Here is an 18330-nt window from a genome sequence, read left to right as displayed (position 1 = left end):
TGGCTGACTCCTACAACTTATACAAAGTTGAGTCTATTCCACTCAAGGCTGTTCCGGGAGGCCGAAGGGGTTAGGTTTCGCAGTCATGGCCACCTCCTACTCCCAGGACCCCGGCGCCCCGGACCCCGCCTACCTCAGCTTCTGGCGGGAACGGCACCTGTGCACCCTGACGACGCCCCGCCCGGACGGCACCCCGCACGTGGTACCCGTCGGCGTCACCTACGATCCCGACGCCCGGCTCGCCCGCGTCATCGCCGACAAGGCGAGCGCCAAGGTGGCCAACGTGCTGGCCGCGGGGGCGGACGGCGCGGCGGTCGCGGTCTGCCAGGTGGACGGGCGGCGGTGGGCCACCCTGGAGGGCCGGGCGACCGTCCACACCGACCGGGCGCGGGTCGCGGAGGCGGAGCGGCGGTACGCCGAGCGGTACGGCCGAATTCCGACCCCCAAGCCGACGCGGGTCGTGATCGAGATCGCGCTGACGAGTGCGATGGGGCGCGGTTGATACCGGGCGCCGACGGATTCCGGCCGCGTCCGCGATCACTGGATACCCGCGCATACCCGCCCAAACGCCAGCGGCGTCACCGTGTTCAGGTCACGGTGACGCCGCTGCGGGGGGAAGCACCTGAGCGATCTTTTACGACGGGGGAATCGCGTCAGGCACTGCGGGGGGTGGCTGAGATGGTCCGGGGGGTGGGGACCTCCGGTTCTGCCAGCCTGTGGTCTCGCTGGTCGAGGTTCACAAAGATCATTCCGTACCGGATGGCACACCGCACGGGCTGCGGCGCCCCTCGCGGCTTCCGCAGACACCGGTACGCCCGTACGTCGCCTTCCTCGTCCCGGGTGACGACGACCGGCTCACCGAAGACCGTCACCATCAGGGAGTCACCGTTGTGGGGGAGAGCGGTGACCAGGTCGATGAAGTGCCAGCCGGAGCGGTAGGCGGTGGCCATTTCGCGGCGGAAGGAGCGGTCGTCAGGAGGAGTCGTCATCGTTATCAGTCCCACCTGCTGTCTGCAGGAAAGTACAAAGGCTGATCAGCGGCGACTGCGACAACGGCGACCTGTCCATCCGCCTCGTGCACGTCGCCCTTCGCGCCGGAGAGGCCTGCCAGCGTTCCGAAGGCCACAACAGCGGAGAAGGCGGCAACAAGCACCGAGCGAAGCATTCTCTTGTGCATAGTCGGCTTCGTCCTCACTTGAAGGTCCCCTCACTCCCCCGTCGGATAAGACGATGGCTCATTCAGGTACGTCATGGCCACACGAACGGTGCATCATGTTCCTGCACGTTCAGGACCCTGGGGGGTGGAGTTTTGGGTAATAACGGGACAAGGGCGGCACATCCCCATGCGGTCACAGAGCTGTGCGAGGAGGGAAGCCGTCTCTACGCAAACGCCCTGCGCACCGGGCGGATCCCGAGGACCGATGCCGAGTCGGCTCCGTGCCTGACTGACTTCGCCCTCCTCCACCCCGATCCCGATGATCCCAACTGGCTCCGGCCCGTTCTGCCGTCAGTCGCCCTGGCGCAGCGTCTCACCCCCATCGAACGTGAGATCTCCGAGCACCGACGGTTGACCATCGCGCTCACCGAGGCCTTCGAGCCGTTCATGACCCTCAGCACCCAGGAAACCGGATCCGGTCACTCGATCACAGTGGTGGAGGGGCTCGACCGCATCAACGCGGCGCTCGACCTTGCGACTGCCGAGTGCAAGGTCGAAATGCTCACGGTCCAGCCGAGCGGACGGAGTACGGAGAAGCGGCTCCTGGAGGCTCTTGAGCGCGACAAGACCCTGATCGAAAGGGGCGTGCGGATCCGCACCCTCTATCAGCACACGGCGAGGTACAGCCCAGAGCGACTCGCCTACGTGGACCGGTTCGCCAACGGTAGGGCCGAGTACCGCACCATCGACGAACTGGTGGAGCGGCTCATCATCTGCGACGAGACAGTGGCCTTCATTCCGGTCCGCGACGACCGGCAGATCGCGTTGGAGCTGCGGCACCGAGGGCTGGTCCGGTACCTGATCAAGGTCTTCGAGTTCATGTGGAACCGTGCCGTGCCGCTCAGCGCGGGCGCACCCTACGAGACTGCGCCTGACGGCATCACAGAAATCCAACACTCCATAGCCAAGCTCCTCGTGGAAGGCCACGTCGACGAGGCCATCGCCCGGCGCCTCGGCATGAACGTCCGTACCTGCCGCGCCCACATCGCCAAGCTGGCCTCCGCCCTCGGCAGTGGCAGCCGCGCCCAACTCGGCTACCTCATCGCGCAGTCGGGCATCCTCAAGCAGGAGGGAGCCAGCGAGTGACCGCGCCGCCGCACCCCGCGCACGGCGTCGAGGACCTGTGCGACGCGGGTACGCAGCTCTACGACCGCACACTGGACGAAGGCCGCATCCGCGCCGAGGAGGCCGCAGGGGCGCCCTGCCTGCTGGACCTCGGGCTGCTCTCCCCCGCCCTCGACGACCCGGGCCTGCTGGAACCCGTACCGCCCGCCCTCGCCCTGCACCGCCTGCTGCGCACCTCCGCGCACCGCGTCGCCGACGAACGTGAGCGGGAGGCGAGGCTGGCCCGGACCTTCGAGCCGCTGATGCGGGGGGAAGGGCGACTGACCTCCGCCGTGGACGGCCCCGTCCGGATGCTGGTCGGCACGGTGCAGATCAACCAGGCCATCACCGAGGCCATGCGGGAGGCCACGGAGGAGTTGCTCTGCGTCCAGCCCAGCGTGCACCGCGGCGCCGCGCGGGTCGAACGGGCCAGGGCCATCTCCCACGTCCGCGACCAGGACCTGCTCGACCGCGGCGGCCGTATCCGCACCCTCTACCAGCACACCCAGCGGCACGTGCCCTCGGTCATCGCCCACCACGAACAGCTCACCGGCAACGCCGAGGCCCGCACGCTCGACGAGATCACCGACCGCCTCATCATCGTCGACCGCAAGGTCGCCTTCGTGCCCGGCGACAAGGACGCCGCCACGGCCCTGGAGGTCCGCGTCCCGGCCCTCGTCACCTACTTCGCCACCACCTTCGACCGCCTCTGGCGCCTCGCCACCCCCATGTACCCCCAGGCCGTCGCCCCGCCCGCCCTCAACGGCGTCACGCACCGCCAACGCGCCATAGCCGCCCTCCTCGTCGAAGGCCACACCGACGCCGTCATCGCGGAACGCCTCGGCATGAACGTCCGCACCGCACGCGAACACATCGCCAAACTCTCCGCCAGCCTCGGCAGTGAGAGCCGCGCGCAGCTCGGCTACCTCATCGCGCGGTCGGGCATCCTCGAGCCGGACGGGACCGACCCGTGAGTGCGTCGCACCCCGAGCACGGCCCTGAGGCCCTGTGCGCCCCCGGCAGGGCGCTGTACGAGCGGGCGCTGCGGGAGGGCGCCGTAGGAGCCGCGGAGGCCGTCGCAACGCCCTGTCTGGTCGACTTCGGGCTGCTCCAGCCGTCCGTCACGGACCTCGACCGACTGGAGCCCGTCACCCCGGCGCTCGCCCTGCACCGACTGCTGCGCACCTCCGCGGAGCGCGTCGCCGAGGAACGCCGCCGGGAGGCGCGGCTGGCGGAGGCGTACGCGGAGCTGATGCGGGTCGGTGAGCACGTCGCGCACACCGCGGACGAGCCCGCGCTCACGATGCTCAGCGGCCTGCCGCAGATCAACCGGGTCATCGGCCAGGCCATGGCCGACGCGTCCCACGAACTGCTCGCCATCCAGCCGCACAGCGGCCAGATCAGCACCACGCCCGAGCTCCACGCCACGGCCATGGCCCGCGACCAGGCGCTCCTCGACCGTGGGGGCCGTATCCGCACCCTGTACCAGCACACCACCCGCCACCTGCCCAGGATCCTGGCCCGGTACGAGCAGTTGGAGGGCGATGTCGAGGCGCGCACCCTGGACGAGGTGAGCGAGCGGCTCGTCGTCATCGACCGGTCGGTGGCGTTCATCCCGGCCACGCCACCGGACCGTACCGTCGCCGTCGAGATCCGCCACTCCCCCGTGGTCACCTACCTGGCCACCACCTTCGACCGCCTCTGGCGCCTCGCCACCCCCATGTACCCCCAGGCCGTCGCCCCGCCCGCCCTCAACGGCGTCACGCACCGCCAACGCGCCATAGCCGCCCTCCTCGTCGAAGGCCACACCGACGCCGTCATCGCGGAACGCCTCGGCATGAACGTCCGCACCGCACGCGAACACATCGCCAAACTCTCCGCCAGCCTCGGCAGTGAGAGCCGCGCACAGCTCGGCTACCTCATCGGACGGGCCGGGATTCTGGATCAGGGACGCTGAGGGGCGCGGGCGGCCCGTCAAGGCCGACCTGGGCGATGCGGACGCCGAGTTGGGTGCGGCTGGCCGCGCCGAGGGTCTCGGAGAGGCGGGCGATGTGGGCGCGGCAGGTGCGCACGCTGATGCCGAGGCGCTCGGCGATCACCGCGTCCTGGTGGCCCTCCGCGAGCAGCGCGGCGATGGACTGCTCGCGGTGGGAGATGCCCTCGATGCGGGTGTCGGGGAGGGGCGCCGTCAGGGGGACGGCGAGGCGCCAGAGGCGTTCGAAGACCGTCACCAGGTACTCCACCAGGCCGGGGTGGCGTAGCTCCAGGGCCATCGTGCGGTCGGCGTTGGCGGGGATGAAGGCCACCGTGCGGTCGAAGAGGATCAGCCGGTCGATGACCTCGTCCAGGGTGCGTGCCTCCACCGTGTCGCCCATCAGCTCCAGGTAGTTGAGCAGGCCCTGCCCGTGCCGGGCGACGTGGTTGTACAGGTCGCGCATCCGCACGCCCCGGCTGCGCAGGGCGAGGGCGCGGTGCAGGCCCTCGGAGAGCTCGTGTTCGCGCCGGATGCCGCCGGGCTGGACGGTCAGCACCTCCGTCGTGCACGCGTCCGTCGCCTCGTCCAGCGCCGCCTGGATGCGGGACGGGCCGTCCAGGACGCGCAGCGCCGACGTGCCCTCGGCGTGCGGCAGCCCGGGGCCCTTGCCGCCGAGGCCCGCGTACCAGTCGAAGGCGGCGACCGCCGACCCCACCCGCCGGTGGCTGGCGCTGATCTCGTCGTACACCCCGCGCAGCAGCCGGGTCATGACCTCCTGCGGGGAGGTCGGCACCAGCCAGTCCATGTCGTCGGGGTCGGGGTGCAGCAGCGCGAGTTCGAGCAGACAGGGCACCGGCTCGGCGTCGTGGCGCGGTACCCGCCCGCGCCGTACGGCTCGGGAGTACACCCGGTCCGCCGCCTCGCACAGTCGGTCAGCACCGTGTGGATGCTCGTCCGTCCTGTGCCCGGCCATCGCCCATCCCACCCCCGGTTGCAGCGCTCTTCGCAGCGCAACTATGCGCGGATGAGGACTGCTCCGCAACACGGCTCTTTCCACTGTGACCCTGGGAAACCACCGCTATGCCCCGGTTTTTCCCGGCCCCCGTCCGGCGCGTTGCAACAACATGACGGTGGCGTGGGGGGGCTCACGGGGGTGCGTCGCGGGAGCCGCTTCCCTCCGGGTCCGAGCTGCGACCTCCCCCTGGCCGCCGACCGGACACCGGCAGGGCGTCCGGCATCCCCCTGCTGGGCGCCGGACGCCTCGGAGGACCGCTCCAGCACGGCTCCGGGAAATCCCGAGCGGCAGCGCCGCGAGGGGTTCGGTCCCGTACGGTCAAGACGGCCGGAACGAGCCGCCGAAGCGCACCGTGATTGGCGTGAAACCGACGGTCAGCCCTTCAGGCCGATGTCCGCGCAGGCGTCCGCGTACTTGCCCGCGCAGATGTCCGACACCTTGTAGATGCCGTCCGCGACGACGGTCTCCTTGATGTTCTCCTGGGTCAGCGCGGTCACCGTCACGAGCTGGGCCGGGATGTCCTTGTCGGTGGGGCTGTCGACCCGGTCGCGGGTGAGGGCGTCGAACTGGATGTCCTTGCCCTGGACCCGGGCGACGGCCATCTCCGCGGCGGCCTCGGCCTCCTGCGGGTAGGACTTGTAGACGCTCATGTACTGGTCGCCGAGGACGATCCGCTGTACGGCGTCCAGCTCCGCGTCCTGACCGGTGACCGGCGGCAGCTCGCTGACGCCCGCGGTCTGGAGGGCCTTGATGACGGCGCCCGCCATGCCGTCGTTGGCGGAGTACACCGCGGCGATGTTGTCCGCGCCGATCTCGTTGATCGCCTCGGCCATGTTGGCCTCGGCGTTCTCCGGCTTCCAGTCCTTGGTGTCGAAGGACTTGGCGATCGTCACCTTGCCGGTCAGCTCGGAGAGCGCGCCCTGCTTGAACTGGCCCGCGTTGGGGTCGGTGGGCGAGCCGTTCATCATCACGACCTTGTCGGACGTGTCGATGTCGGAGCCCAGCGCCTCGATGAGGGAACGCCCCTGCACCTCGCCCACGAGGGCGTTGTCGAAGGAGATGTACGCGTCGATCGGGCCCTCGGCGAGCCGGTCGTAGGCGATGACGGGGATACCGGCGTCCTTCGCCTTCTGCACGGTGTCCGCGATGCCGTGCGAGTCGACGGCGTCGAGCAGGATGACGTCCACCGCGTCGTCGATCATCCGCTCCATCTGCGCGACCTGCTTGTCCGCGTTCGCCTCGGCGTTGGCGTACTCGACCTTGCCGCGCTTGCTGGTGAGGGAGGCGATGCGCTCCTTGATGATCGGGTAGTCGAACTTCTCGTAGCGGGAGTTCGCCGTCTCGGGCAGCAGCAGCCCCACCGTGATGTCGTCACCCTTGGTCGGAGAGGCGTCGGCGCCGTCCTCCGCCGCGCCCAGCACACCGCATCCGGCGAGCGAGAGAGTCAACGAGGACAAAGCGACGGATATGGCGATACGACGCATACGGGTGCTCACTTCTGATGTCTTCCGGACGTGGGCGCAGCCTTGCTACCCAGGTGTCTGAAAAGCCAACGCGTCGACGGCACCCAGCGTCAAGCTGAATCACTTAACGAGATGACAACATCACGTTCCGTTTTGGCTGTGGAGACGGAGCGGAATCGCCTGCGCAGCGGCCTCACCGGACCTTCACCGCAAGCGATTTCACGTGAGGACCAAGATCCGTACAACCAATCCCATTCCTCACCAGTCGGGGTGTGCGCGACGGGCTGCCCTTCCGCGCTTCCCGTCGCTTCCCCGACGTCTCTCCGACGCTTCTCGATCAGAGGACCGAATGATCCCAGCCAGACGCAGCACGACCGCCGGTCTGTCCACCGCGGTCGTGCTCGCCACCGCGGGCGGCCTGCTCACCGCCGTGACGGCGCCCGCCAGCGCCGCGACGAGCTGCGCCTCCCCCGTGTTCAAGCGGCAGTTCTACGCGAACACGTCGTTCTCCGGCACTCCGAAGAAGACGGACTGCGACGGCACCATCGACCAGAACTGGGGCACCGGCGCGCCCGCCACCGGCCTGCCGAGGAACGACTTCGGCGTCCGCTGGACCGTCACCCGCGACTTCGGCTCCGGCGGCCCCTTCGCCTTCGGCGCCGCCGCGCAGGACGGCGTCCGCGTCTACCTCGACGGCGTGCGCAAGGTGAACCTCTGGAAGAACGTCTCCACGACGGCCCGTACGCAGGTCAACCTCACCATCCCGCCCGGCAAGCACACCCTGCGCGTCGACTTCGTCAACTGGACCGGCACGGCCAACGTCAGGTTCTCCTACGCCCCCCGCACGTCGGCGTCGGTCGACACGGTCAGACCCCTCGCGCCGACCGGCACGGCGGCGACCTACGACCCGGCCACGGGCAAGGCCCGCCTCACCTGGGCGAAGAACAAGGAGATGGACCTCGCGGGGTACCGCGTGTACCGGCGGGTGAAGGGCGACGACTTCGCTGTCCCAGTGGCGACGACCACCTCGACGTCGTACACGGACACCGGCCTGCCGTACAGCGGCGAGGTCTTCTCCTACGAGGTGCGCGCCTACGACCGGGCGGGCAACGTGTCCCGTGGCAGCGCCGACCAGGATGTGACGAGCGTCGACCGCATACCGCCCGATGTCCCACGGCCCCCGGAAGTCACCGACGCGACGGAACTGGGTGGGCTGCGCCTCGGCTGGAAGCAGGTCGACGAGGCGGCGTCGTACCGGGTGTACCGGTCATCGAGCAAGGACGGCACCTACACCCGGATCGCCAGCACGTCGCTGCTCTCCTACCGGGACACCTCCGCCGCGACCGAGACCACGTACTACTACCGCCTCAGCGCCGTCGACGCGGCGGGCAACGAGTCCGACAAGTCCCCGTGGGTCATCGCCCGCCGCCACAACGACTCCCCGCCGTCCGCCGTCACCGGGCTGACCGTCACCCCGACCGGCTACGGCTTCGAACTGAACTGGGAGGCCAACCCGACCCCCGACCTCCACCGTTACGTCGTCTACGGCGGCGAGGTGGTCACCATCGGGGGCAAGCGGTACTGCGACGCGTGGGAGCTGGAGTGGCTGTCGGCCGACACCACCTCCTACGCGCACGTCGTCAGCCGCCCGGACGGCGAGGAGCGCTGCTTCTACGTCGACGCCGTCGACACCAGTTGGAACTCCTCGTACGACTGGACGCGTTCCGCCCAGATCGTGGCGGCGACGGAGCTGGACACGGTGCCGAAGGTGGGGTCCCCAGTGACCTCCCCGCTGTCGCTCATCGTCTGGCCAGCGGCGGGCGACGAGGGCAATCGGCTGGCGTGGGACGGCACCGAGGTGGACGCCACGGGCGGCTACCGGTTGTACCGCTACGACCCGGCCACCGAACGCTACGAGCGGATCGCCGAGGTCGGCCCCGGCTCCTACCTCTACTTCGACACCGGCGTCCCGCGCGGCACCACGTCCTACTACTGGGTGACGGCGGTGGACGCCGACGGCAACGAGTCGGCCCCCGCGGGCGACTGGGCGGTCACGGGCCCCTGAACGCGACGATGGGGTCCCGCGTCCGCGGGACCCCTCTCACGTGTCGTGCGCGTCAGTCCGACTGCTGCTGCCGCTTCGGCCGCCACACCACCAGCGCGCTCGTCTGCTGGACCTCCTGGTACGGGACCAGGTCGCGGCGGTAGGACGCGTGGACGGCCGCCTCGCGTTGGCGCATGGTGGCCGCCGCGCCGTCCAGGGCCGACTGCAGCTCCGCCACGCGGGACTGGAGCGCGGCGACCTGGTTCTCCAGTTCGATGATGCGCTTGATGCCCGCGAGGTTGATGCCCTCGTCCTGCGAGAGCTGCTGCACCTGGCGGAGCAGCTCGATGTCCCGGGCGGAGTACCGGCGCCCCCGGCCCGCGGTGCGGTCGGGGGAGACCAGGCCCAGGCGGTCGTACTGGCGCAGCGTCTGCGGGTGCAGTCCGGAGAGCTGGGCCGCCACCGAGATGACGTAGACCGGGGTCTCCTCGGTCAGTTCATACGGGTTGCGTCGACGGCCGTCCATCTTCGTCAAGCTCCCTTCGCCGCCTGGAACAGCTCCGCCCGCGGATCCTCACCCGCGGTCGCCTCGCGATACGCCTCCAGCGCGTCACGAGCCTTCCCCGTGACGTCCTTCGGCACACTCACCTCCACGGTGACCAGCAGGTCCCCGCGGGTGCCGTCCTTGCGGACCGCGCCCTTGCCCCGCGCCCGCATGGTGCGGCCGTTGGGCGTGCCGGGCGGCAGCTTCAGGGTGACGGCGGGCCCGCCCAGCGTGGGCACCCGCACCTCCCCGCCGAGCGCCGCCTCCGCGAAGGTCACGGGGACGGTGACGGTGAGGTTGTCGTCCTTGCGCCCGAAGACGGGGTGGTCCTTGACGTGCACGACCACGTACAGGTCGCCCGCCGGGCCGCCCCGCTCACCGGGCGCGCCCTTGCCGCGCAGCCGGATCCGCTGCCCGTCGCTCACCCCGGCCGGGATGCGCACCTGCATCGTCCGCGAGGACTTGGCGCGCCCGGAGCCCTTGCAGACCTCGCAGGCGTCCTCCGCGATCAGCCCGCGCCCCTTGCAGTCCGGGCACGGGTCGGTCAGCGAGAAGCCGCCGCCCGAGCCGCGCGCGACCTGCCCGGTGCCGACGCAGGTCGGGCACACGCGCGGCGTGCCGTTCTTGTCGCCGGTGCCGGAGCACGCCTTGCACGGGGACTGCGACGACATCCGCAGCGGGACCGTCGCGCCCTCGATCGCCTCGTTGAAGCTCAGCGTGACCTCGGACTCGATGTCCTGGCCGCGGCGCGGCTGGGTGCGCGTGCCGGTGCCCGCGCCACCCCGGTTGAACAGGCCCCCGAAGACGTCACCGATGCCGCCGCCGAAGCCGCCGCCGCTCTGCTGCGCGCCGCCCCCGAAGAGGTCACCGAGGTCGAAGTTGAACGATCCGCCACCCGCGCCCGGCCCCGGGCGGAAGCCGCCGTTGCCGAACAGGGCGCGCGCCTCGTCGTACTCCTTGCGCTTCTTGGGGTCCCCGAGGACGTCGTTCGCCTCGGAGATCTCCTTGAACCGCTCCTCGGCCTTGGCGTTGCCCTTGTTGGCGTCCGGGTGGAACTCGCGGGCGAGCTTCCGGTACGCCTTCTTGATCTCGGCCTCGGTGGCGTCCTTGGGGACGCCGAGGACCTTGTAGTAGTCCTTCTCGATGAAGTCCTTGGTGCTCATCCCCGACGTCCCTCCTTCCTCGTCATCCGGTCAAGCTCAGCCCTCGTCCGGGCCACCGCTCTCCTTGTCGTCGCCTTCAGGGGACTCCTCGCCCTTGACGGTCTGCGCGCCGGGCTGCGGCTCGGCCACGGCCACCCGCGCGGGGCGGATGGTGCGCTCGCCGATGCGATACCCGGGCTGGAGAATCGCCACGCACGTCGTCTCGGTGACGTCCGGCGCGTAGCTGTGCATCAGCGCCTCGTGGACCGTCGGGTCGAAGGGCTCGCCCTCCTTGCCGAACTGCTGGAGGCCCATCTTCGCGGCCACGGTCTCCAGCGACTCCGCAACGGACTTGAAGCCGCCGACGAGTTCGCCGTGTTCCCGGGCGCGGCCGATGTCGTCGAGCACGGGCAGCAGCTCGGTCAGGAGGTTCGCGACGGCGATCTCCTTGACCGCGATGCGGTCGCGCTCCACGCGGCGGCGGTAGTTCTGGTACTCGGCCTGGAGCCGCTGGAGGTCCGCGGTGCGCTCACCGAGCGCGGTGCGCACCTGGTCCAACTGGGCCAGCAGACCGGGGTCTGTGCTGGTGGCGTCCCCGGCCGGGGCCGCCCCCTCCTCGGAGGCGGCCTTCGGCTCGGCGTCGTCAGGGGCGGCGCCGGAGGGGACGTCGGGCTTTTCCTCGAAGCCCGGGGTCTCCTCCGTCACGCGGCACCGTCCTTCCGCTCGTCGTCGACGATCTCGGCGTCCACCACGTCGTCGTCGGCCTTGGCGCCACCGGCGGTCGCGCCCTCGGGGCCGCCCGCCGCCTGCGCGGCGTTCGCGTCGGCGTACATGGCCTGGCCGAGCTTCTGGGAGACGGCGGCGACCTTCTCCGTGGCCGTGCGGATCTCCGCGGTGTCCTCGCCCTTGAGCTTCTCCTTCAGCTCGCCGACGGCGGCCTCGACCTCGGACTTGATCTCGCCGGGGACCTTGTCCTCGTTGTCCTTGAGGAACTTCTCGGTCTGGTAGACGAGCTGCTCGCCCTGGTTGCGGGCCTCGGCGGCCTCGCGGCGGGCGTGGTCCTCCTCGGCGTACTTCTCGGCCTCCTGGCGCATCCGGTCGACCTCGTCCTTCGGCAGCGAGGAGCCGCCGGTGACGGTCATCTTCTGCTCCTTGCCCGTGCCCAGGTCCTTCGCGGTCACGTGCATGATGCCGTTGGCGTCGATGTCGAAGGAGACCTCGATCTGCGGGACGCCGCGGGGCGCCGGGGGCAGACCGGTCAGCTCGAACATCCCGAGCTTCTTGTTGTACGCCGCGATCTCGCGCTCGCCCTGGTAGACCTGGATCTGCACGGACGGCTGGTTGTCCTCGGCCGTGGTGAAGATCTCGGAGCGCTTGGTCGGGATCGTGGTGTTGCGCTCGATCAGCTTGGTCATGATGCCGCCCTTGGTCTCGATGCCGAGGGACAGCGGGGTGACGTCGAGCAGCAGGACGTCCTTGACCTCGCCCTTGAGGACACCGGCCTGGAGCGAGGCGCCGATCGCGACGACCTCGTCCGGGTTGACGCCCTTGTTGGCCTCCTTGCCGCCGGTCAGCTCCTTGACCAGTTCGGCGACGGCGGGCATACGGGTCGAGCCACCCACCAGGACGACGTGGTCGATCTCGCCGAGGGCGATGCCGGCGTCCTTGATGACGTTGTGGAACGGCGTCTTGCAGCGCTCCAGGAGGTCCGCGGTGAGCTGCTGGAACTGGGCGCGGGTGAGCTTCTCGTCGAGGTGCAGGGGGCCCTCGGCGGAGGCGGTGATGTAGGGCAGGTTGATCGAGGTCTCGGTGGACGAGGACAGCTCGATCTTGGCCTTCTCGGCGGCCTCGCGGAGGCGCTGGAGGGCCATCTTGTCCTTGCTCAGGTCCACGCCGTGACCGGACTGGAACTGCTTGACCAGGAAGTCGACGATGCGCTGGTCCCAGTCGTCACCACCGAGGTGGTTGTCACCGTTGGTGGCCTTCACCTCGACGACGCCGTCACCGATCTCGAGCAGCGACACGTCGAAGGTGCCGCCACCGAGGTCGAAGACGAGGATCGTCTGGTCGTCCTTGTCGAGGCCGTAGGCCAGGGCCGCCGCGGTCGGCTCGTTCACGATCCGCAGCACGTTCAGACCGGCGATCTCACCGGCCTCCTTGGTGGCCTGGCGCTCGGCGTCGTTGAAGTACGCCGGGACGGTGATGACCGCGTCGGTCACCTTCTCGCCCAGGTACGCCTCGGCGTCCCGCTTCAGCTTCTGCAGCACGAAGGCGCTGATCTGCTGCGGGTTGAAGTCCTTGCCGTCCAGGTTGATCTTCCAGTCGGTGCCCATGTGGCGCTTGACCGACCGGATGGTCCTGTCGACGTTGGTGACGGCCTGGCGCTTGGCCACCTCGCCGACCAGCACCTCACCGTTCTTGGCGAAGGCGACGACGGACGGCGTGGTCCTGGCACCCTCGGCGTTGGTGATGACGGTGGGCTCGCCGCCCTCCAGAACGCTGACGACGGAGTTAGTCGTGCCCAGGTCGATGCCGACCGCACGTGCCATGGTTGATTCCTCCAGCGACTTGAGTGGAACGGACTCAAGTGTGCATGACGGCCAGGCATGGGTCAACAGACCTGAGCCAAGTGGGCTCAACTCTTATCCGTTCCTTACACGCAAGGGCCGCCGCACATCCCCTCTGACCTGCACCGACGCCCGTGCGGCCGGTACCGCGCGCGCCCCCGCCCCCTTGACGCACACCAGCCCGAGTACGGCCACCACGCCGCCCCCTGCCACCCACCACACGGCACCCGCGTCCGCCCACCCGCCGTGCACGAGCACCCCCACCAGCACGCTCGCGAACGCCCCGGCCCCCACCACCACCGTCGCACCCCGCGAGGTGAGCCCGAGCCGCCGCAGCCGGTGCCCGAGGTGGTCGGGACCGCGCCGCGTCACCGGCCGCCCGGCCAGCCGCCGCGCCAGCACCACCAGGACGGCGTCCACGCTCACCACGGCGGTCAGCGCGAACAGCACCCCGGCCGACGGCACCGCGTCGTACCCGGTGCGCGCCAGCACCGCCGCCGACGCCAGCACGAACCCCGTGAACAGCGCGCCGCAGCCGCCGAACGCGACCCGCGCGGGATGCCAGTTGTGCATCAGGAACCCGGTCAGCGCCGCCGCGAGCACGCTCAGCAGCACCGCCAGCCCGTCCAGCACCTCCACCGCCGCGCAGGCGCCCACCCCGAAGGCGGTCACCACCCCGACGGTCCCCGCCAGCCCGTCCGCGTGGTCCAGCGCCCGGAACGCCCCGGCCACCCCGGTGACCCACGCCGCCGCCAGCACCCCGCCGACCACCCCGGTGTCCTCATACGGCACCACGCACAGCGCCGCCACCGCCGTACCGGCGAGCGGCACCCGCGCCCGCAGCCGCCACACGTCGGCCACCAGACCCAGCGCGGCGACCCCGGCCGCGGCGCCGAGCAGCGCCCCCACGCCCGCGCCGAGCGGCGCCACGCCGGTCCACTCGCCCACCCCCGCCACCAGCACCGTCGCCAGCACCACCGCCATACCGCCGACCACCGGCACCGGCCGGGCGCGCCGCCGGTCGACGAGGCCGAGCCGCAGTCCGGGCACCCGGAGGAGCCCCGCGAGCAGGGCGGCGAGGAGCAGGGCGGCGATGGCGGCGGCGATCCCGTAGAGCACGGGCCTAAGCTAAGTCCGAACGTCATGTTTTGGGATGAACGGCACGATAGCCTCGGCGCGCCGCACCTGTTCCGACCAGCCCCGGCCCGCGGAGCGGTCAGGCGAGCCTCAGCGACACAGATCACCGCCCCGCTGACTACAGTGCGGAGCAGGATGCGGGTACTCTCGAACGAACTGCATTAAGTTACCGCTTAGTAATCTCCCTCGCAGGCCCGAGGAGCCCCGGAATGCAACTCGCCTCGATCATCGTGTCGATGATCCTGACAGTGGTCGGCTCGGCCCTGTTCGCCCGCGTCATCGCCCAGTTCGTCACGTTCTTCAGGCTCGGCCAGCCACTGCCGGCCGGGGTGCGGACCGACAACCCCTACCAGCGCAGTGTGACGCTGACGAAGGAGTTCCTCGGCCACACGCGGATGAACCGGTGGGGAGTCATCGGCCTCGCGCACTGGTTCGTGGCGATCGGCTTCCTGACCCTGATCCCCATCCTGGTGCAGGCCATCGGCCAGCTCTACGTCGCCGACTTCACGCTGCCGATCGTCGGCGGCTGGCTGCCCTGGGAGATGTACGTCGAGTTCATCACCGTGATGACCACGGTGGGCATCGCCGTCCTCATCGTCATCCGGCTGCTCAACCTGCCCCTGCGGGCGGGCCGCAAGTCGCGGTTCGCGGGCTCGACGGCCTGGCAGGCGTACTTCGTCGAGTACGTCATCCTGACCATCGGCACCGTGATCTACGTCCTGCGCGGACTGGAAGGCGCGATCCACCACGTCGACCACTACCAGGCCGCGTTCTTCGCCTCGTACCCGCTGGTCACGGTCTTCGACGACCTGAGCCTGTCCACGCTCCAGAACCTGGTCTACCTGTTCGCCGGGATCAAGGTCAGCGTCTCCTTCATCTGGATGATCGTCGTCTCGCTGAACGCCGACATGAGCGTGGCCTGGCACCGCTTCCTGGCCTTCCCCAACATCTGGTTCAAGCGCAACGCGAACGGGGCGAGCGCGCTGGGCGCCCTCCAGCCGATGACCTCCGGCGGCAAGCCGATCGACTTCACCGACCCCGGTGAGGACGACGTGTTCGGCGTCTCGCAGGTCGAGCAGTTCTCCTGGAAGGGCCTGCTGGACTTCTCCACGTGCACCGAGTGCGGTCGCTGCCAGTCGCAGTGCCCCGCCTGGAACACCGGCAAGCCGCTCTCCCCCAAGCTGCTGATCATGTCCCTGCGCGACCACTCGCACGCCAAGGCGCCCTACCTGCTCGCCGGGGAGACGGGCCCGGAGACCGAACGGCCGCTCGTCGGCACGGTCGAGGAGAACGGCGTCATCGACCCGGACGTGCTGTGGTCCTGCACCACCTGCGGCGCCTGCGTCGAGCAGTGCCCGGTCGACATCGAGCACATCGACCACATCGTCGACATGCGCCGCTACCAGGTGATGATCGAGTCGGCGTTCCCGTCCGAGGCCGGGACGATGCTGAAGAACCTGGAGAAGAAGGGCAACCCCTGGGGCCTGGCGAAGAAGCAGCGCCTCGCCTGGACCAAGGAGGTCGACTTCGAGGTCCCCGTCGTCGGCAAGGACATCGAGGACCTCTCCGAGGTCGAGTACCTGTACTGGGTGGGCTGCGCGGGCGCCCTGGAGGACCGCGCGAAGAAGACCACCAAGGCGTTCGCGGAGCTGCTGCACATGGCGGGCGTCAAGTTCGCCATCATGGGCGGCGACGAGAAGTGCACCGGCGACTCCGCCCGCCGCCTGGGCAACGAGCCGCTGTTCCAGGAACTCGGCATGGAGAACGTCGCCGCGCTGAACATGGCGTTCGGCGAGTCCCTCGACGAGGAGGGCGAGGTGGATTCCTCGACGAAGAAGCCCAAGTCGGCGAAGAAGATCGTCGCCACCTGCCCGCACTGCCTGAACACCCTCGGCAACGAGTACCCGCAGCTCGGCGGCGACTACGAGGTCATCCACCACACCCAGTTGCTCCAGCACCTCGTGGACGAGGGCAAGCTGATCCCCGTCACGCCGGTCGAGGGCATCATCACCTACCACGACCCGTGCTACCTGGGCCGCCACAACAAGATCTACACGCCCCCGCGCGAGATCATCGCCAACGTGCCCGGCCTGCGGAACGAGGAGATGCACCGGCACAAGGAGCGCGGCTTCTGCTGCGGCGCCGGTGGTGCGCGGATGTGGATGGAAGAGCGCATCGGCAAGCGCATCAACAACGAACGCGTCGACGAGGCGCTGTCGTTGAACCCGGACATCGTCTCCACCGCCTGCCCGTTCTGCCTGGTCATGCTGACCGACTCGGTCAACGGCAAGAAGAACGACGGCCAGGCCAAGGAGTCCGTCCAGGTCGTCGACGTCGCCCAGCTCCTGCTGGAGTCCGTCAAGACGCCCGCCGACCCGCAGGACGCGGCGGAGTCGGAGAGCGAGCCGGAGCCCGAACCGGTGAAGTGACGGTCGTACGACGCCCCGCCCGCCCGGCAGTCGAAGCCGGGCGGGCGGGGCGTCGGCCGTGTGGCGGTCGGCTACGACTGCCGCCTGACCCTCGCGGCTACGACTGCCGCCTGACCCTCGCGGCTACGACTGCCGCCTGACCCTCGCGGCTACTTCGGCGCCGCCTGCTGGACCACCTCGAAGGACCACAGCGTCGACCCGGACGCCGCGGGCTTCGGCCGCTCGCCGCCACCCTCGCCGCCCTGGTGGGCCGACTTCATCGGCCCCTCCATCCACGCCTGGAACGACTCCTCGTCCCGCCAGCGCGTGTAGACGAGGTACTGGTCGGTCCCCTCGACCGGCCGCAGCAACTCGAACCACTCGAACCCGTCGGAGCCCTCGACGGCGTGCGCGCGCGAGGCGAACCGCTTCTCCAGCACCTCCCGCTGCTCGGCGGGAACGGTCAGCACGTTGATCTTCACTACGCTCATGCCCCCATCCTGCCCGGCACGGGGCGAGGACCGGACGGGACACCCCAAGTCGGCGCGAGTCGGGGACCGGAGGCCGCCGCGGGAGGCACCCTCCCTGTTCTCGGGTTCCCGGGGGTTTCTGGGGGACGGGAGACTCAACCCCCGTAAGGGATGTCACAGCTCGGCCGCAAAGCCGGGCCGGTGGACCCGGGCCCGGCACACCACTCTCCCGGCTCAGGTACGTTCGAAGACGTGGCTGGATTCAGGATCGGACGCGGCGGCAGGGACGACCGCGCCCCGCAAGCGCACCCCCCGTACGGACAGCAGGCACCCCAGGGACCGTCGTACGGCTACCCGCCCGCGGCCCCGCAGCCCCCGGGCTACGGCGGCCACGGCGGGCATGGCGGCCACGGCGGCGGCGCACACGGCGAGCCGGAGTACTTCGGGGACGGCGGCTACCCACACGGCGGCCCCGGCGGCCCGCACGGACCGGTGGGCCCCGTCGGCCCGGACCCGTACGCGGCCAACAACCCGGGCCACACCCAGGCGTTCTCGATCGGTGAGGACCCGTACTCCCAGGGCGAGACGTACCGCGCGGGCACGGTGAACCAGCCCCCGCCCGGTCCGATCGGCCCCCGGCTGCACTGGAAGGACCTGCTGCGCGGCATCGTGCTGTCGCCGAACCAGACCTTCCTCCAGATGCGCGACTACACGATGTGGGTCCCGGCCCTCGTCGTGACCTTCCTCTACGGCCTGCTGGCCGTCTTCGGCTTCGACGGCGCCCGCGACGACGCGATCAACGCCACGCTGTCGAACGCCGTCCCGATCGTCCTGACCACCGCGGTCGCGATGGTGATCAGCTCCTTCATCCTGGGCGTGGTCACCCACACCCTGGCCCGCCAGCTCGGCGGCGACGGGGCGTGGCAGCCCACGGTCGGCCTCTCCATGCTGATCATGTCCCTGTCGGACGCGCCCCGCCTGGTCGTGGCGATGTTCCTCGGCGGCGACGCCCCCTTCGTCCAGATCCTCGGCTGGGCGACCTGGGTCGCGGGCGGCGCCCTCCTCACCCTGATGGTCTCCCGCTCCCACGACCTGCCCTGGCCGAAGGCGCTGGGCGCGTCGGCGATCCAACTGATCGCGCTGCTGTCGATCGTGAAGCTCGGCACGTTCTGACCCCACTACGGACGAAGGGAGGGCCCCGGCAGACGCCGGGGCCCTCCCTTCGTCCGTAGTGGCCGTCCGTAG

17 protein-coding genes are annotated in these 18330 nt (G+C 70.1%); 7 read left to right on the top strand and 10 right to left on the bottom strand.

Annotated features, from left to right (window positions below):
* Window positions 1-85 precede the first annotated feature (85 nt).
* Complete coding sequence (locus tag ACFQZ6_RS19425) at window positions 86-502, top strand: pyridoxamine 5'-phosphate oxidase family protein (protein ID WP_381610894.1); 417 nt, start codon at window positions 86-88, stop codon at window positions 500-502.
* Window positions 503-653: 151 nt separating this feature from the next.
* Here the strand turns inward: ACFQZ6_RS19425 and ACFQZ6_RS19420 are convergent, their stop codons facing one another.
* Together ACFQZ6_RS19420 and ACFQZ6_RS19415 are read right to left on the bottom strand one after the other, a co-directional pair.
* Window positions 654-989: a hypothetical protein gene (locus tag ACFQZ6_RS19420; RefSeq protein WP_381610892.1), complete on the bottom strand. Its 336-nt coding sequence runs from the start codon at window positions 987-989 to the stop codon at window positions 654-656.
* Between the two features lie 5 nt (window positions 990-994).
* A complete protein-coding gene (locus ACFQZ6_RS19415; RefSeq protein WP_381618916.1) occupies window positions 995-1195 on the bottom strand; it encodes a hypothetical protein in 201 nt (66 codons plus the stop codon).
* Window positions 1196-1309: 114 nt separating this feature from the next.
* Here ACFQZ6_RS19415 and ACFQZ6_RS19410 point away from each other — a divergent pair, with 114 nt between their 5' ends.
* Genes ACFQZ6_RS19410 through ACFQZ6_RS19400 form a run of 3 tightly spaced genes read left to right on the top strand, consistent with a single transcriptional unit; the run spans window position 1310 to window position 4277 of the window.
* Complete coding sequence (locus ACFQZ6_RS19410) at window positions 1310-2302, top strand: helix-turn-helix transcriptional regulator (RefSeq protein ID WP_381610890.1); 993 nt, start codon at window positions 1310-1312, stop codon at window positions 2300-2302.
* Window positions 2299-3294 carry a helix-turn-helix transcriptional regulator gene (locus ACFQZ6_RS19405; RefSeq protein WP_381610888.1) on the top strand — a complete coding sequence of 332 codons (996 nt, stop codon included), beginning with the start codon at window positions 2299-2301 and terminating at the stop codon, window positions 3292-3294. Before ACFQZ6_RS19410 ends, ACFQZ6_RS19405 begins: the two co-directional genes overlap by 4 nt.
* Window positions 3291-4277, top strand: coding sequence for a helix-turn-helix transcriptional regulator (locus ACFQZ6_RS19400; protein WP_381610886.1), 987 nt, complete (start codon window positions 3291-3293; stop codon window positions 4275-4277). The genes ACFQZ6_RS19405 and ACFQZ6_RS19400 overlap by 4 nt, the downstream gene beginning before the upstream one ends.
* Here the strand turns inward: ACFQZ6_RS19400 and ACFQZ6_RS19395 are convergent.
* Together ACFQZ6_RS19395 and ACFQZ6_RS19390 are read right to left on the bottom strand one after the other, a co-directional pair.
* Window positions 4240-5268: a helix-turn-helix transcriptional regulator gene (locus tag ACFQZ6_RS19395; protein ID WP_381610884.1), complete on the bottom strand. Its 1029-nt coding sequence runs from the start codon at window positions 5266-5268 to the stop codon at window positions 4240-4242. The genes ACFQZ6_RS19400 and ACFQZ6_RS19395 overlap by 38 nt on opposite strands.
* 416 nt (window positions 5269-5684) lie before the next feature.
* Window positions 5685-6794, bottom strand: coding sequence for a sugar ABC transporter substrate-binding protein (locus ACFQZ6_RS19390; protein WP_381610882.1), 1110 nt, complete (start codon window positions 6792-6794; stop codon window positions 5685-5687).
* A 328-nt stretch (window positions 6795-7122) separates the two neighbouring features.
* On the opposite strand from ACFQZ6_RS19390, the gene ACFQZ6_RS19385 reads away from it, so the two are divergent.
* Window positions 7123-8838 carry a fibronectin type III domain-containing protein gene (locus ACFQZ6_RS19385; protein WP_381610880.1) on the top strand — a complete coding sequence of 572 codons (1716 nt, stop codon included), beginning with the start codon at window positions 7123-7125 and terminating at the stop codon, window positions 8836-8838.
* Window positions 8839-8890: 52 nt separating this feature from the next.
* Here the strand turns inward: ACFQZ6_RS19385 and ACFQZ6_RS19380 are convergent, their stop codons facing one another.
* From ACFQZ6_RS19380 to ACFQZ6_RS19360, 5 genes are all read right to left on the bottom strand, one after another.
* Window positions 8891-9343 carry a heat shock protein transcriptional repressor HspR gene (locus ACFQZ6_RS19380; protein WP_381610878.1) on the bottom strand — a complete coding sequence of 151 codons (453 nt, stop codon included), beginning with the start codon at window positions 9341-9343 and terminating at the stop codon, window positions 8891-8893.
* A gap of 5 nt (window positions 9344-9348) precedes the next feature.
* Entirely contained in the window at window positions 9349-10524 is a 1176-nt protein-coding gene (gene dnaJ / locus ACFQZ6_RS19375; protein ID WP_381610876.1) for a molecular chaperone DnaJ, read from the bottom strand.
* A 36-nt stretch (window positions 10525-10560) separates the two neighbouring features.
* Window positions 10561-11208: a nucleotide exchange factor GrpE gene (gene grpE, locus ACFQZ6_RS19370; protein WP_381610875.1), complete on the bottom strand. Its 648-nt coding sequence runs from the start codon at window positions 11206-11208 to the stop codon at window positions 10561-10563.
* Window positions 11205-13052, bottom strand: a complete 1848-nt coding sequence (dnaK, locus tag ACFQZ6_RS19365) for a molecular chaperone DnaK (RefSeq protein ID WP_381610874.1) — start codon at window positions 13050-13052, stop codon at window positions 11205-11207. The genes grpE and dnaK overlap by 4 nt, the downstream gene beginning before the upstream one ends.
* A gap of 93 nt (window positions 13053-13145) precedes the next feature.
* Window positions 13146-14189 (bottom strand): MraY family glycosyltransferase, encoded by a 1044-nt coding sequence (locus ACFQZ6_RS19360; RefSeq protein WP_381610873.1) that lies wholly within the window; start codon window positions 14187-14189, stop codon window positions 13146-13148.
* A gap of 227 nt (window positions 14190-14416) precedes the next feature.
* Here ACFQZ6_RS19360 and ACFQZ6_RS19355 point away from each other — a divergent pair, with 227 nt between their 5' ends.
* A complete protein-coding gene (locus ACFQZ6_RS19355; RefSeq protein WP_381610872.1) occupies window positions 14417-16636 on the top strand; it encodes a (Fe-S)-binding protein in 2220 nt (739 codons plus the stop codon).
* Window positions 16637-16785: 149 nt separating this feature from the next.
* Here ACFQZ6_RS19355 and ACFQZ6_RS19350 read toward each other — a convergent pair whose 3' ends face one another.
* Entirely contained in the window at window positions 16786-17106 is a 321-nt protein-coding gene (locus ACFQZ6_RS19350; protein ID WP_381610870.1) for an antibiotic biosynthesis monooxygenase family protein, read from the bottom strand.
* A gap of 150 nt (window positions 17107-17256) precedes the next feature.
* Between ACFQZ6_RS19350 and ACFQZ6_RS19345 the strand changes: the two genes are divergently transcribed.
* Entirely contained in the window at window positions 17257-18258 is a 1002-nt protein-coding gene (locus ACFQZ6_RS19345; protein ID WP_381610868.1) for a Yip1 family protein, read from the top strand.
* Window positions 18259-18330: the final 72 nt, after the last annotated feature.

It is taken from the genome of Streptomyces flavalbus (assembly GCF_042674625.1).
GTDB lineage: Bacteria > Actinomycetota > Actinomycetes > Streptomycetales > Streptomycetaceae > Streptomyces > Streptomyces flavalbus.
Note: the sequence above shows the minus strand (reverse complement) of the source record. Positions and strands in the feature narration are given on the sequence as shown.

Bases quoted from the DNA above. Each gene is read 5' to 3' on its own strand.
- ACFQZ6_RS19425 (WP_381610894.1), top strand. From the start codon at position 86: ATGGCCACCTCCTACTCCCAGGACCCCGGCGCCCCGGACCCCGCCTAC.
- ACFQZ6_RS19420 (WP_381610892.1), bottom strand. From the start codon at position 989: ATGACGACTCCTCCTGACGACCGCTCCTTCCGCCGCGAAATGGCCACC.
- ACFQZ6_RS19395 (WP_381610884.1), bottom strand. From the start codon at position 5,268: ATGGCCGGGCACAGGACGGACGAGCATCCACACGGTGCTGACCGACTG.
- ACFQZ6_RS19390 (WP_381610882.1), bottom strand. From the start codon at position 6,794: ATGCGTCGTATCGCCATATCCGTCGCTTTGTCCTCGTTGACTCTCTCG.
- ACFQZ6_RS19385 (WP_381610880.1), top strand. From the start codon at position 7,123: ATGATCCCAGCCAGACGCAGCACGACCGCCGGTCTGTCCACCGCGGTC.
- ACFQZ6_RS19380 (WP_381610878.1), bottom strand. From the start codon at position 9,343: ATGGACGGCCGTCGACGCAACCCGTATGAACTGACCGAGGAGACCCCG.
- dnaJ (WP_381610876.1), bottom strand. From the start codon at position 10,524: ATGAGCACCAAGGACTTCATCGAGAAGGACTACTACAAGGTCCTCGGC.
- dnaK (WP_381610874.1), bottom strand. From the start codon at position 13,052: ATGGCACGTGCGGTCGGCATCGACCTGGGCACGACTAACTCCGTCGTC.
- ACFQZ6_RS19355 (WP_381610872.1), top strand. From the start codon at position 14,417: ATGCAACTCGCCTCGATCATCGTGTCGATGATCCTGACAGTGGTCGGC.
- ACFQZ6_RS19350 (WP_381610870.1), bottom strand. From the start codon at position 17,106: ATGAGCGTAGTGAAGATCAACGTGCTGACCGTTCCCGCCGAGCAGCGG.
- ACFQZ6_RS19345 (WP_381610868.1), top strand. From the start codon at position 17,257: ATGTCACAGCTCGGCCGCAAAGCCGGGCCGGTGGACCCGGGCCCGGCA.